This window comes from Kitasatospora sp. MBT63 (genome assembly GCF_000710465.2).
GTDB lineage: Bacteria > Actinomycetota > Actinomycetes > Streptomycetales > Streptomycetaceae > Kitasatospora.
In genome coordinates this window covers 1-13,653 of record NZ_JAIZ01000847.1, presented here as the reverse complement: position 1 = coordinate 13,653, position 13,653 = coordinate 1, and the positions used below count along the sequence as shown (strand labels likewise).

Annotated in this window: 15 protein-coding genes; 10 read left to right on the top strand and 5 right to left on the bottom strand. The window is 73.6% G+C overall.

Annotated features, from left to right (window positions below):
- Window positions 1-1,506: polymorphic toxin-type HINT domain-containing protein (locus AA75_RS44720; RefSeq protein ID WP_033826322.1), on the top strand; the 1,506-nt coding region annotated here is incomplete at its 5' end.
- Between the two features lie 18 nt (window positions 1,507-1,524).
- On the top strand, window positions 1,525-1,917 hold the full coding sequence (locus tag AA75_RS44715; RefSeq protein WP_033826321.1) for a hypothetical protein: 393 nt from the start codon (window positions 1,525-1,527) through the stop codon (window positions 1,915-1,917).
- 111 nt (window positions 1,918-2,028) lie between these two features.
- Here the strand turns inward: AA75_RS44715 and AA75_RS44710 are convergent, their stop codons facing one another.
- Window positions 2,029-2,658 (bottom strand): uridine kinase, encoded by a 630-nt coding sequence (locus AA75_RS44710; RefSeq protein ID WP_033826329.1) that lies wholly within the window; start codon window positions 2,656-2,658, stop codon window positions 2,029-2,031.
- A gap of 98 nt (window positions 2,659-2,756) precedes the next feature.
- Between AA75_RS44710 and AA75_RS44705 the strand changes: the two genes are divergently transcribed.
- From AA75_RS44705 to AA75_RS44685, 6 genes are all read left to right on the top strand, one after another.
- The gene (locus AA75_RS44705) at window positions 2,757-3,305 is read left to right on the top strand and encodes a phosphohydrolase (protein ID WP_233289479.1); all 549 of its coding nucleotides are present in this window, start codon (window positions 2,757-2,759) and stop codon (window positions 3,303-3,305) included.
- Window positions 3,306-3,457: 152 nt separating this feature from the next.
- Complete coding sequence (locus tag AA75_RS50735; protein WP_158515678.1) at window positions 3,458-3,628, top strand: hypothetical protein; 171 nt, start codon at window positions 3,458-3,460, stop codon at window positions 3,626-3,628.
- Entirely contained in the window at window positions 3,625-3,945 is a 321-nt protein-coding gene (locus AA75_RS44700) for a dsRBD fold-containing protein (RefSeq protein ID WP_051814517.1), read from the top strand. Before AA75_RS50735 ends, AA75_RS44700 begins: the two co-directional genes overlap by 4 nt.
- 173 nt (window positions 3,946-4,118) lie before the next feature.
- Window positions 4,119-5,924, top strand: a complete 1,806-nt coding sequence (locus AA75_RS44695) for a serine/threonine-protein kinase (RefSeq protein ID WP_051814515.1) — start codon at window positions 4,119-4,121, stop codon at window positions 5,922-5,924.
- A gap of 13 nt (window positions 5,925-5,937) precedes the next feature.
- A complete protein-coding gene (locus AA75_RS44690) occupies window positions 5,938-7,422 on the top strand; it encodes a hypothetical protein (protein ID WP_051814513.1) in 1,485 nt (494 codons plus the stop codon).
- A 370-nt stretch (window positions 7,423-7,792) separates the two neighbouring features.
- The gene (locus AA75_RS44685; protein ID WP_033826319.1) at window positions 7,793-8,107 is read left to right on the top strand and encodes a hypothetical protein; all 315 of its coding nucleotides are present in this window, start codon (window positions 7,793-7,795) and stop codon (window positions 8,105-8,107) included.
- 87 nt (window positions 8,108-8,194) lie between these two features.
- Here AA75_RS44685 and AA75_RS44680 read toward each other — a convergent pair whose 3' ends face one another.
- On the bottom strand, window positions 8,195-8,563 hold the full coding sequence (locus tag AA75_RS44680; RefSeq protein WP_051814512.1) for a hypothetical protein: 369 nt from the start codon (window positions 8,561-8,563) through the stop codon (window positions 8,195-8,197).
- A 744-nt stretch (window positions 8,564-9,307) separates the two neighbouring features.
- Between AA75_RS44680 and AA75_RS44670 the strand changes: the two genes are divergently transcribed.
- Window positions 9,308-9,835: an EF-hand domain-containing protein gene (locus tag AA75_RS44670; protein WP_033826317.1), complete on the top strand. Its 528-nt coding sequence runs from the start codon at window positions 9,308-9,310 to the stop codon at window positions 9,833-9,835.
- A gap of 152 nt (window positions 9,836-9,987) precedes the next feature.
- Here AA75_RS44670 and AA75_RS44665 read toward each other — a convergent pair whose 3' ends face one another.
- The 3 genes from AA75_RS44665 to AA75_RS44655 all read right to left on the bottom strand — a co-directional run bounded on the left by AA75_RS44665 (window position 9,988) and on the right by AA75_RS44655 (window position 13,176).
- Window positions 9,988-10,752, bottom strand: a complete 765-nt coding sequence (locus AA75_RS44665) for a hypothetical protein (protein ID WP_051814510.1) — start codon at window positions 10,750-10,752, stop codon at window positions 9,988-9,990.
- A gap of 116 nt (window positions 10,753-10,868) precedes the next feature.
- Window positions 10,869-12,542 carry a D-alanyl-D-alanine carboxypeptidase/D-alanyl-D-alanine-endopeptidase gene (gene dacB, locus AA75_RS44660; protein ID WP_051814508.1) on the bottom strand — a complete coding sequence of 558 codons (1,674 nt, stop codon included), beginning with the start codon at window positions 12,540-12,542 and terminating at the stop codon, window positions 10,869-10,871.
- Window positions 12,543-12,891: 349 nt separating this feature from the next.
- Window positions 12,892-13,176 (bottom strand): hypothetical protein, encoded by a 285-nt coding sequence (locus tag AA75_RS44655; RefSeq protein ID WP_033826316.1) that lies wholly within the window; start codon window positions 13,174-13,176, stop codon window positions 12,892-12,894.
- Window positions 13,177-13,321: 145 nt separating this feature from the next.
- Between AA75_RS44655 and AA75_RS44650 the strand changes: the two genes are divergently transcribed.
- The coding region (locus tag AA75_RS44650; protein WP_033826315.1) for an FHA domain-containing protein at window positions 13,322-13,653 on the top strand (332 nt) is incomplete at its 3' end.

The following is a 13,653-nucleotide window of genomic DNA, read 5'->3' as shown; positions in this document are numbered from 1 at the left end:
GCCTACAGCAACAACAACCCCATCAACGCCTCCGACCCCACGGGTCTGGCGCTGGAGGAGTGCGCTTCGGGCTTCTACCGTTGCTCGCACGGCGGCACCCAGGTCGAAGGCCCGGGCAACGGCGGCGGTGGCGGTGGCGGGCTCCCGGGCGGGTGCAGCGCCTTCGCCTACACCTGCGGCACCGGGGCCATGGGCACCAGTGACTGCGCCACCAACTGGCACCCGCCGTGCGCGCCCATCACCAACGGCAACCTCGGTACGGTCGTCATCGTCAACGAGCGCCCCGGCAGCCACCACCCCAGCAAGAGCGGTGACGGCGGCGGTGGCGGCAGCGGCGGCGGTGGCGGGGGCGGCGGCAACGGCCGCGGCACCAAGAAGTGCGGCAGCTGGTTCTCCCTCGACGGCGCCGGATGCCACATCAGCAACGGCGCCAAGCGGACCCAGAACTTCACCACCGACCACCCGGCCGTCCGCGCCATCGTGGTCACCACCGTGGAGATCGCCGCAGGCACCATGTGCTACGCCGGCGGCGCCGCAGGCGCCCTCGAAACCGGCGGAGCCACCGCCGTCGCGGCCGTCGCAGGCTGCGGCGCAGCCGTCGGAGCCCTCGGCTCCGGCCTGGACAACATGCTCGACGGCAACGCCGACCACTCCATCAAGGGCCAGGCGCTGGCCGAAGTCGGCGGGGCGATCTCCGGAGCCGAAGCAGCGCTCACCGACGGCCTGATGGGCCCGAAGGGTCCGTGCAACAGTTTCCCGGCTGGGACCCAGGTCCTGCTCGGCGACGGCAGCACCAAGGCGATCGACCAGCTCACCACTGCCGACCAGGTCACCGCGACCGACCCGCAGACCGGAGTGACCGCTCCCAAGCAGGTCCTCGCCACCATCGTCGGCCACGGCGACCAGGACTACACCGACCTGGCGCTCTCCACTTCGAACGGGGACCGGGCACCGCCCGCGCCCCTCACCTCCACCCAGCACCACCCGTTCTGGGACATCACCACCAACCGCTGGACCGACGCCGCCGACCTCACCACCGGCGACCAACTCCGCCAGGCCGACGGCACCACCGTCACGGTCGAGTCGGTCCACAACTACCGCACCGCCCCGCAGACGGCCTACAACCTCACCGTCGACGACGTCCACACCTACTACGTGCTCGCCGGGACCACCCCGGTCCTCGTCCACAACTGCCCGATCTCGATGGACGAGGCCATCGACCGGGCGATCGCCCACGTCGGCGATCTGACCACGGCCGAGATAGTCAAGTCCGGCAGCGGCGCGGTCCAGTGGCAGCGTGAGTTCATCAACGAGGTCGGCGAACGGATCACCAAGATTGCGCGTTTCGACATCAACCCGAGCTCGCGGCACGTGCAGCAGTCCCCCGAGGGGCCACACCTCAACCTCGAGACACAGGTGAACGGGAAAACCGTCAAGAAGGGCCCGCTGAAGGACCCGCACACGCCGATCGACCCCAATACCATCCGTCCCGGTGACTACCATTAGTAAAGGAAAGGAGTAGCCATGGAGCTCCACTACTCGGACACCACCGGAGAGGCAATGCTCCGCGGCACGCGGGACGAGCTGGTGGCCGTCGCGGAGGTGATCCGCTCGGGCGCGGGCAGCGTCCGGCTCGATCCGGTCCCCGATGCCGCGCCCTACGACCGGGGCCTGGCGATCCTGGAGGTGGCGACCGTCCCCGAGGCGCAGGTAACGCTGTTCGTCACGGGCGCCGAGGACCGGTACCGGATCACCGGGGAGCCCCGGCTGCTGGAGGTGCTTGCGTCGAGTATCGAGGAGTACGGTCTTGAGGCAGACCCCGCCGACACGCTGGACCACCTGCACGTCGATTACTTCCCAGGTCACTACTACCTGTCGGAGAGGTCCGAATCCATGGTCGTCTGCGCAGTGAGCTGACACCGGAGGACAGCGCGGGAGCCCGGGGCGAGCAACCAGCTCGCCCCGGGCTCCCGGCGTTCTGCGGCCCCGGACGGCCCGAACCGGCCACGGACCGGTCCGCCGACCGGCTCAGCGCTCGACCAGGGCCGGGTGTCTCGGGTCGTCCACCCGGACGGTGAGGTCGGCCAGTTCGGCCGGGCCGGTCTCCTCGCGGTAGCGGGCGAAGGCGGGCAACGTCCACCGGTCCGACTCCGGGGTGTGCCGGGCCAGCGCCGCGTCGCCCATTGCGAGATGCACCGTCAGCTCGAACGGCAGCCAGCGCCCCAGCAGCAGCGCGCCGTCCAGCACCAGCACCCCGCGCGGCGGCAGTTCCACGTAACCGGCCCTGGTCGCACGGTCGTTGACCGCATCCCAGAGCGAGGGCAGCACCCGGCCGGTGCCGCCCGGCTCCAAGGGGTCGAGCACCTCGCGCAGCAGCCCGCGGTCGTCCAGCCACAGGTCGTGGAAGGCGTCGGCGTCGTGGTGGCCGTACTCCAGCCGGATCGAGGCGGGCCGCAGGAAGTCCGCCGCCGACACCCGCAGGACCGGCCGCCCGAGCAGCCGCAACGGCTCCACCAGGGCGTCCGCCAGTGCGCCGGGCCGCGCGGCCGGTGCGCCGTCGACGGCCACCCGTACCCAGCTGCCGTCGTCGGGCAGCGCGTTGATGCGGTCGGTCAGCAGCCGGGCCAGCCGTTCGGGGGAGATCGGTGTCACCTGCACCCCGCCATCCTGCCCGATCGGGGATCCGGCCATCGGTCCGGATGCTCCGGCTATATTGCGGCCAGGCTGACAGCCGTTCATCCGATGGGGGAGTGCCCGTGTCCGTACCTGTGCCCGCGTCCCTGCCCGTACCCGTACCTGTGCTCGACCTGGCCGGCGTCGAGCGGCTCGCGGCCGAGGCGCACGCCGGCCAGACCGACAAGATCGGTGTGCCGTACGTGGAGCACGTCCGGGCCGTGGCCGCGGGTGTGGCGGCGTTCGGGACCGGCCTGCAGATGGCCGCGCTGCTGCACGACGTGCTGGAGGACACCCCGCTGACCGCCGAGGACCTGCTGCGTGCGGGCGTGCCGTTCGGCGTGGTGGCGACCGTCCGCCGGGTCAGCCGGACCGCCGGGGTCGCCTACCACGCCATGCTCCAGCAGATCGTCACCGACCACTCGGCCACCCTGCTCAAGATCTCCGACAACGCGCACAACTCCCGGGCCGACCGCGCCGCCGGGCTGCCCGCCGCCGACCGGGAACGGCTCGCCGAACGCTACCGGGCCGCCCGCCGCGTCCTGTGGCCCGCCGTCGCCCCCGAGGACGTCCGCACCGTCGTCTCGACCGTCAACCCAGACCTGCTGGCGGAGCTGGACGGGCGCGCCTGAGCGGTACCCCTGGTCCGACCCCGGCCAGCACTGGCCCGCCCGCACGGGCAGGGGCAGGCTGGAGGCAGGAACGCGCCCGGCCGGCCGCGGGCACCGTCACGGCGGCGGCCCCGCCGCGCAGGGCGCCCCGCACCCGGACCAGGGAGCCTGCGATGTCCGACATGCAAGACAGGATGAACGACAAGGCCGAGCGCGACACCGAGAACGTCCGCGCCGCCGACCCGGAGGAAGGCATCACCTCCTACCAGAACGCCCACGCGCAGGAGATGGCCCCGGCCGAGGGCGACCCGATGGAGGAGACGCAGGAAGGCGGCAGGTCGTGACGGCCGGCTCCGCCGCGGCCCCGGAGCCCCACACCACCGACTGGCAGGTCCGGCTCACGGTCACCGAGACGGGCGACCACACCCGGGCGCACGCCGTCCTGGACACCGGCGGCACCGGAGGCCCCGGCGGGACCGGCGGCACCCGGCTGGAGGCGGACGCCGAGGCCCACCGCAGCCCGCACGACCCCGCCGCACCCGTGATCGGCGACGAACTCGCCGCCGGGCGCGCCCTGCTCGAGCTCGGCCACCGCCTGGTGCAGGCTGGCTCGGTCGCCGCGGAAGCCGCCGAATCGGCCCGCCGCCGCGACGGAGAGTGACCACGAAGCATCCTTGGCGCCGTAGCGCACCAGGGCGGTCGCATCGAAAAACAGTACGCGAAGCACTGGAATCGTGACCTATCATCGCCCGCGGGCCGGAACCCACCGGCCCGCGGCTGCGTCACCCTCGGTGTCCGCAAGCCCATGCGGACCAGACCTCCGGGGGTGGACAGGTGGACGAAGCGATAGGCGCGACCGGCCCGGCCGACGCGCAGCACGACGAGCCCCAGCGGCCCGACGGAACCGAGCCGAAGGACGGCACCGCCCCGCAGGACGGAACCGAGCCGCAGGCCGGGCCCGACCAGCACTGGGAACTGCCGGACTACGAGCACCTGCGCGAACTCGGCGCGGGCGCCGCCGGCCGGGTCGTCCTCGCCCACCACCGGGCCACCGGCACGCCGGTCGCCGTCAAGTACCTCTCCGGCAGCAGCGCCGACCACCGGGGCTTCCGCGCCGAGGCCGAACTGCTGGGCGGCCTGCGCTCCCCGTACATCGCCCAGCTCTACGAGTACGTGGAGAGCCCGCAGGGCGCCGCCATCGTGATGGAGCTGGTCGACGGCATCTCGCTGCGCGACCTGCTGCGCGCCGAGGGCGCGACCGCCCCCGAGGCCGCCCTCACCGTCCTCAAGGGCTCGCTGCTCGGCCTGGCCGCGGCGCACGGCGCGGGCGTCATCCACCGCGACTACAAGCCCGCCAACGTCCTGGTCGCCGCCGACGGTTCCTCCAAGCTGGTCGACTTCGGCATCGCCGTGCGCAGCGGCGCCACCGGCGCCATCGCCGGTACCCCCGCGTACATGGCCCCCGAGCAGTGGGCGGGCGAGCCCGCCGCCCCGGCGACCGACGTGTACGCCGCCACCGCGACCTTCTTCGAGTGCCTCACCGGCGCCAAGCCGTACGCGGGCACCACCCTGATGGAACTCGCGGTCCAGCACACCGAGGCCCAGATCCCGGCCGAGCAGGCACCCGAGGCGCTGCGCCCGCTGATCCGTGCCGGACTCGCCAAGACCCCGCAGGAGCGGCCCGACGGCGCCGCCCTGCTGGTCGAGCAGCTGGAGGAGGTGGCCGGCGCCGCCTACGGCGAGGACTGGGAGGAGCGCGGCCGCCGGCAGCTCGCCGCCCTGGTCGCCCTGCTGCCACTGCTGCTGCCGTTCGGCGGCGTGCAGGCGGGCGGCGGGACCTCGTTCGCGTCCACCACGCTCGCCCCGCCCGGACCGGTTGGCCCGGCCGGGCCGAACGCGGCCGGGGTGGCCCGCTTCGGGCGCCGCGCCAAGCTCGCCAGCGCCGCGACCGGCGTCGTCCTGGTCGCGGGCGCGATGGCCGGGGTGGCCGTGGCCGGTGCCCAGGGCGCGGCCGGGACCACCGATGTGGCGGCCCCCCGGGCGACCACCACCCTCGGTGCGGCCACGCCCACCGGCGACCCGGGCCCCGTGACACCGGCGTCGGCCCCGCCGTCCGACTCGGCCTCGCCGTCGGCGTCCACCTCCGCTTCGGCGTCCGCCTCGGCGAGCCCGTCGGCCACCCTCGCCGCACCGCCTTCGCCCGGCAGCCCGGCCACGCCCAAGGTCACGCCGACCCCGTCGGTCACCAAGCCGACCACGGCGCCCCCGGTCACGGTCACCCCGCCGCCGCCCACCAGCGCGACGCCGACCGTGACGGTCGCGCCGCTGCAGGTGTACTCCAGCACGATGAAGGCCTCCTGCAGCGGCCTGTACGCGGCGAGGGCCGACGGCACCGTGTCGACCAACGGCACCGGCCCGGGAACGGTCACCGTGACCTGGACGGACGCCAACGGGAAGGTGGTCGGCACCCAGTCGACGCCGCTGCCCGCCGGGAAGACCACCGTGGCCTTCTCGTCGACCCAGTCCTTCGGCACCGCGTCCACCCTCACCGCCAGGGTCGCCACCTCGCCGGCCGCCCCGCGGGGCAAGGGTGCCGCACCCGCCACGCTCTACTCCTTCAACTGCAACCCGCCCCGCTGAGAGCAGGACCGGCATGACCACCCAACCCCCGGCCGAGCCGGACCCGACCGCCCGTCCCGGCCGTCCGGGCGACGAGCGCCCCGCCGAGCCCGCGGCGGCGGCCTTCACCCTGGGCCCGGTCCGCCGCACCAAGCCCGCCAAGCCCGCCAAGCCCGCCGAGCCGGCCGAGCCGGCCGCGCTGGCCGAGCCCGCGTCGGCCGAGCCCGCGCAGCCGGCAGCACCGGCGGTACCGGCAGCGCCCCACGCACCTGAGGCGGCTGCCGACGTCCCGGACCACACGGTGCAGCTGGTGGTCCCCGTCGGCGCCCCGGACCACACGGTGCAGCTCGTGATGCCCGCAGCGGGGGAGCCGGTCGCGGCGGCCGCTCCGACCGGCGGGCCCGAGCACACGGTCCAACTGGTGATGCCGCCCTCCGGCCCGACCGGTCACCCCGTGCCGGCCTCCGCGCCCGCCACCGGTCCCGATGCCACGGTGCAACTGCGCACGGAGCAGACCGCAGGCCCGGCAGCGGATCCGGAGTCGACCGTCCGGCTTCCGCCGAAGTCGTTCGTCGCGGATCCGGAGTCGACCGTTCGGCTTCCGCCGAAGTCGTTCGTTGCGGATCCGGAGTCGACCGTTCGCCTTCCCCCGAAGTCGATCGTCGCCGACCCGGAGTCGACCGTCCGGCTCCCGCCGAAGTCGTCGGCGGCGCCGGGCGCGGAGGAGCTGACGGTCCGTCTCGACGAGGCGGGCATCGCGTCCACCGTGCGCCTGCCCCAGCCTCCCCCGGGATCCCAGGCTCCCGGACCCGACCGTACGGTCCAGCTCAAGGCCCAGCCGCAGCCGCAGCCGCAGCCGCAGCCGCAGTTGGCGCCGGGCTCCACGCCGTCGCCGATGTCGGGGCCGATCCCCGCGGGCAGTGCCACCTTCCTCGACCCCGAGGTCTGGTCGACCCCCGCCACCGAGCGCACCACGCCCCAGCCCGCCGACCCGGCCGAACCCGGCCCGGGCCAGGACGGCGCCACCCCGCCGGACGGCCTGCGCCGCTTCGGCCCCGGTGTGCCGCCGCAGGCCGCCGCCGTCTGGCACGGCGAGACCCAGCCGCCGGCCGCCGAGCCGCCGCGCAAGCGCCGCCGCCGGTGGCTGCTGCTCCCGCTGCTGGTGATCCTCGCCGTGCTGGCGTACCTGGCCTGGCAGCGCTACGGCCACCCGGTGGTGGTGAAGGCCGTCTCCGTCCAGGCCGACGCGAGCGGACTGACCTGCGACGGCACCCAGGCGATCACCGGGACCCTGGAGACCGACGGCGGGAGCGGCGAGGTCACCTACCGCTGGCTGCGCAGCGACGGTACGGACTCCGGCGAGCTCACGCAGGAGGTGCCGAGCGGCCACCACTCGACCGAGGTGGTGCTGCGGTGGTCGTTCCACGGACAGGGCAGCATGGACGCGACCGCGACTCTTGAGGTTCTGTCACCGGGATCGCAGACCTCGGCCGCCTCCTTCACCTACACCTGCCGCTGACGGCCCACTCCCGGACCGCCCCGCTGTCACCCTGCGCCACGCAGGGTGGCCGGGGCGGTCCGCGGTTCGTGCGTGGTGGAGCGGTCGGCGTGATCCGCCGTCATCAGGGGAACCGCCACAGGTGACGGAATGTGCACGGATTCGATCCGGGGCCCGTTCATCCGGTGATTCCAAGTCCTGGAGGCGCGTATTCCGGCGGCCTTCAGGAAGTGGCAATCCCGGTGCGGCCGATGAATGCGCAACAATTCCCGCCGGAATTTTCCGCCTGCTTGCCGTCGGGCTGGCCGCTCGCGTATGTACCATGAGAAGCAGGGTTGTTGGGCCCATGAACTCCTTGGACGATTACGTACGCAGGAGGAGTGTGGAATCAATGGCGATCTCACATCGGCAGTTCTTCCGCCAACTCAAGGGCAGAGTCCCGATCAACGTGAATCTGAGCGGATTCGACATCACTCGCAGATCCCCGATCCTGGTCACCGCTGCCCCGTGCAGTCTGGGCAGCGGCTTCTTCGACCCGGACATCAGGCTGAACGTGCACGGCCCGGAGATCCGCGTGACGAATGTCGTCCCGCACGGACCCGAGCCCGAGACCGGCGGTGTCGAGTTCATCCTCGACGTCGACGACCTGACGGATGTGGCCGTCACCATCACGGTGTTCGAACCGTGGAGCAGCTTCTCGATCTGACGAGCCCGGGAGGTCCACACCGCGTGGCTCGGTGACCGGGCCCGGCCGGGCCCGGCACCGCGTCGCGCGGCCCTCCGGCCGTAGCCGTCAGGGCACCGGCCACTCGACGGCGCCGCGCCGCACCACCACCGGTCCGGCGAGGGTGCTCTCCAGCGACCGCAACTGCCCGACCACCACCGGGCCGGGGATGCCCGTGAGTTCGGCCAACCGGCACAGCAGGCCGCCCAACGCGTCGAACTCCCCAGCGCCCACGTCCCGGTGAGCCGTCATCGCCCAGCCGTCGGCCGCCGGTGTCAGTGCACCCCGGTCCGCCAGCAGCGCCGGTGGCCCACCGTGCGGCTCCTCCACCTCGAGCGCTTCGGCGAGCCCCAAGCAACCGCGCAGCTCGGCCAGTTCGCCGTCGCGCAGAGTACCCGGCAGGCGGATGGACAGCGTCAGCTCGTACGTGTCGCTCACGCACCGCAGCCTAACGCCGCGCGACGGCCGCCCGCCGGGGAACACCGGGACGGGACGCGGCAGCGGATCAGGGGATCAGTGGCTGCCCGACAGTTGGCACACGAGGCGACCGGGTTGCTGCGGATCGGTCCCGGGGTGGCCGGGCCGGACCGGGATCGCGTTCGGCGCGGGCACGGCGGACCGGGTCAGGGCCCGGCACTGTGCCACCTCGGCGGGGGCGACGGTGGCCGCACCGGCGGGGTGGGCCCCGAGGGTGAGCCCGAATCCGCCGATCAGCAGGGCTGACAGGGCTGACAGGGCGGCAGTTCGGGCGCGGCGGGGACGGCGGGGACGGTGGGGGCGGTCGAGCGGCATGACACTCCTCGGTCCTGGCGGCCGGGCAGGGGCACCCGGCATCACTCACAGTTGCCATCGTGCGCGGTTCCGTTACTCAGCGCCACCAGTACGCGCCTGGTCGAGCGAATACGAACCATCCCGTCGGGGGGTGCCCTCTGGTCGGACTCGTCGGGGCGGGTGCCTCGATCCGGATGGTCGGATCAGCTGTCGATCGGACTACTCCGCCCTGTCGGTGGCGTTCCTTGACCGCATTGTTCGTGGCCGAAAGGATGGCGTCGGGCCGGAAGCGACAGCCGCTCCAGGGGCAGGTCCGGCCCCGCGGACCCACCCTGACTCCTCCTTCCGGGTGCCCGTACCCTCCGCGCACCGGGTGCCGACTCCCGACTCTCCTCGGAAAGGCGCAGGCCGATGGCAGGCAGCATCCAGGAGCGCAAGCTCCACCGTCAGTTCGAGCTGCTCGATCTGGACGGCAACGGCTTCATCGAGCAGAAGGACGTGGCGGAGTTCGTCGAGCGGATCACCGAGGCCGCGGGCGCCGAGGGCACCCCGCAGGGCGAGGCGATGCGCCAGGGCGCCGAGCGGCTCTGGCAGCAGTTGCAGCAGGCCCTGGACACCGACGGCGACCAGCGCATCAGCCGGGACGAGTTCGTCAGCTCGGCCGACCTGCACGCGGTGATGACCGAGGCGATCAAGCTCGGCGCGGCGGCCTTCGACGTCACCGACACCGACGGGGACGGCCGGATCAGCCTTCAGGAGTGGATCCGGATGGACCAGAAGATCGGGGTGCTGCGCGGCGACAGCGAACAGGGCTTCAACCGCCTCGACCTGGACGGAGACGGCTATGTCAGCCGGGCCGAATACGTGCAGGGCGTCGAGGAGTTCTACCGCAGCGACGATCCGTCCGCGCCCGGCAACTGGGCCTTCGGACGGTTCTAGCCGGCGTTGCCGGTTCACCGGTCCCGGGCTCCGTCACCGGACCGGCCCGCCGGCGCGGAGCGGCCCTTCCGCCCGGGAACGGACCGGGGCGCGGTCGAGTCAGACCGTGCCCCGGACCGCGCCGGGCCGTGCCGGGCCGTGCCGGGTCGCGCTCAGGCCTCCTGCTGGGTCTCCCGGGCGGACTCCGACGAGGCCTGCTGCGGCACCTCTGCCACCTGCTCCGGCCCGCCCTGGCCTGCGCCCGCCGACGTGGAGGCCGTCGGCGTCGGGGCGGCCGGTCCGGCCGGGGTCGGGGAGTCGTCCGCCGGTGCCGTCTCGGGCTCGCCCTCGGCCCGCGGCGCGGGCAGTCCGGCGACGCCCTCGCCGCGGACGGAGCTGTGGAGGTCGGACTCGTCGGCCTGGTGGCCGAAGTAGGTGATCCCCGCACGGCCGCGCCAGCCGGGGTCGGCGCAGACCAGGCCCTCGGGGTAGGCGGGGTAGCCGTAGGACTCGACGTAGTCGGAGTGGCGCTGGTAGGTGCGGCGGTAGACACCGTCGCCGTTGGCCGATCCGTTGTCGTTGGTGTTGCCGGAGACGACCGTGATGGTGGTGTCGGTGTAGGCGATGCAGAGGCCGGTGTGGGTGCCGCCGGGCCCGTCGGGGTTGCCGGGGGCGCCGAAGAACACCTGGGCGCCGATCGCCGGGTAGACGGAGAGCCGTCCGCGCTTCTTGAACCAGGCGCGTCCGACGGAGCAGGAGGCGGTGTTGGGGAAGCAGGCGGCGTTGCCGGTCTCCTTGGCGACGGCTGCCACGAAGTCCGCACACCAGCTCTCGGCGGGCCGCCCCATCTCCTGGGAGAAGCGGTTCCGGTTTCCGGGCCCTTCCCGGTAGCCGATCCAGGTCTTGGCCTTGTCGATCATCGCGCGTGCGCCGGGCATGATTCCTCCAAACGGCCGGGCCCTGCCAACGACGGTCGGCAGGGCCCGGTCACGGGAGTGGTGCGCGGACGACCGTTACTCCGGACGGAGGACGGCCGGCCCGCACCCGGCGGTGCTCAGCAGCGGCCGAACAACTCGCAGTCCTCCCAACGGGTACCGCCCGGAACCTCGCTCGCGGGGGCCTCGGTCGCGGCGGGGGTCGCAGCGGAGCGCGCGGCCGGCGCACCGAAGGACTTCACGCCGGGGGTGCTCGCCGGGGCGCTCGCGGGCGCGCTGCTGGGCGCCGCGGTCGGCGTGCTGCCGGCCGGGGCGGGGTGGCCGCCGGCGAGCCGGACGGCGATCGCGTCGATCACCGGGCGGGGGCTGGTCCCGGCGAAGTTGTTCAGCATGACGGTGAACGCCAGCCGACGGCCGTCCGGGGCGGTGGCGTAGCCACTGAGGTTGTCCACGCCGCTCATCGAGCCGCTCTTGGCGTGCACGTTGTCGGCGGCGGCGGTGCCGCGCATCCGGTTGGCCAGCGTGCCGCCGACCATCCGCTCGGGGTTGCCCGCCACCGGCATCGCGTCGTACCAGGCCTTGAACCACGGCTTGTCCTGGGCGACCTTCAGCAGCCCGGTCATCTTCGCCGGGGTGATCAGGTCGTAGCGGGACAGGCCGGAGCCGTCGACCTGGCGGCCGGCCGGGGTCTCCAGGCCGTTGGCCTTGAGGAAGCCCTTGACCTGGGCGATCCCGGCGGCCCAGGTGCCCTGGCCGCCCTTGACCTTGCCGAGCTCCTTGGTGAGGTGCTCGGCCAGGCCGTTGTTGCTGATCTTGAGCATCGGGACGATCAGCTCGCCGATCGGCTTGGAGTCGTGGCTGGCCAGCGGCTGCGAGGCCTCGGTCCCGCTGGCGGCGGCGACCGGGCGCACGACCCGCACCCCGTGGCGGGCGAGCGCGCCCGCGAACACCTTCCCGGCGTAGTCGGCCGGGTTCTCCACGGTGGTCAGGAACGAGGCGGGCGCCGCGCCGACGGCGATGCTGCCGGACAGGGCCAGCTCGTTGACGCCGCGGCGGCGCTCGACGCCCGCGCTGGTGCCGCTGCCGGCCGCGCCGGTGGTGATCTTCCCGACCGGCTTGACCGGCGCCTCGGCCGGGAACAGCGTGATGGTGGCGTCGTCACCGGCCGCCGCGCCGGGGGTGACGGTGACCTTGACGGTGTCCATCGTGTACTCGGTGTCGGTGGCGACCGTCAGACCCGAGATCTGCGGGCTGTAGGAGTACGCCTCGTCGTCCCAGGCCCAGCCGGGGCCGAGCGGGGTGGAGTCGTACCGGCTGCCGTCGGCCAGCACGCGGCCGGTGACGGTGGTGATCCCGGCGGCCGAGACCTGGGCGGCCAGGTCGTCCAGGTCCTGCGGGAGCAGGCTCGGGTCGCCGCCGCCGCGCAGGACGACGTCCCCGACCAGGGTGCTGCCGTGCTTGGTGCCGGTGGTGCGGACCTCGGTGGTGAACCGGTGGTCGGCGCCGAGCAGGTCGAGCGCGGCGGCCGAGGTGACCGTCTTCATCGTGGAGGCCGGGGTCAGCAGCGCGTCCGCCTGGTGCTGGTAGACCACCTGGCCGGTGGTGGTGTCCACGACCTGCACGCCCGCCTGGGCGCCCGCGAGGCGGGCGTCGGCGAGGATCGCGTCCAGGTCGGCGACCAGCGTCGGGTCGGCCGGGGCCGGGGTGTCGGCGGCGGCGGAGCCGACCAGCAGGGAGGCAGCGATGGCGGCCGCGGCCAGAGGCAGGGCACGGCGCTTCAGCTGAGAGGGCAAGTCTGCTCCAGGTTCCGGAGTGGCGAGGGGAGCGCAACACTCCGCGCCGTGCGCCGGGACCCCGGGCACGGGTCGGCAGCTGCCCCCCGTTTGGCGTGTGCCGGACAGATCATATCCTGACAAACCATCAGAAGATCCCGGCCGGCCGACCCTCTCACCAGCTGCCACGCGCCGGGCGGCCAATACGTTGCACGCCCGGCCGTCACAACCGTGGCGGCCGCACCGTCATGCTCGGGCAGGCCCGTAGCGCCCCGGTATCGGCGTCCGGCGGGCGCCGCTGCACGCGGCACCCGCCGGAACCCCCGTCCGCTCGCGCTGGCCCCCGCCCGCGGCGCAGCCGTTCGGCCGCTCAGGCCGCCGCCTGCGGGGCCACCGCCTCGCTGTCCGCCTTCACGGCCTCCACCAGCCGCTGGTGCAGCTCCCGCGCGGTCGCCTCGTCCGGCGCCGCGACCGGACTGCCCGCCACGGTGAACCAGTCCAGTGCCCCGCTGTACTGCACGGTGAGCCGCGCCTTGCCCTCGATCCACATGGTGTGCACCGTGAGATCGCCCTTGATCACCCCGATCTCCACCGTCCGCACCCCGCCATGGCCCGCCAGAATCCCCTGCGTCGTCCAGGTCGCCCAGGTGTTCACCAGCCCACTCCCATCCGGTGCCGACGCACCGCCTCGCCCTGCCCCCACAGGTACCCACCCTGCGCCGACGGGAGCCCCCTGTCACCCGGACGGTCGCATCGCGCCCCTCGGGCGGGTGGCCCGGGCCCGGACTAGCATCGTCCTTATGGCAGAGCGACAGTTCGCGCTCACCGCGCCGCAGCTGGTACTCGACGCCGACGGTGACACCCGGGTGATGAATCCGGGCCGCACGTACCACGTCGGCCGCGACCCAGCGAGCGAGATCGTCCTCAGTGATCCCCGGGTTTCCTGGCACCACGCCGTCCTGCACGTCGGGGACGGCCACTGGATGCTGGACGACGTCGGATCGACCAACGGCACCTACACCGGCGGCCACCGGGTGGCGCACCTGGATGTGGGGCCCGGCAGCGAGCTGCGCTTCGGCAGCCCCGCCGACGGCCCGCGCTGCACCCTCCAGGCGCTGCCCCCGCCGGCCCC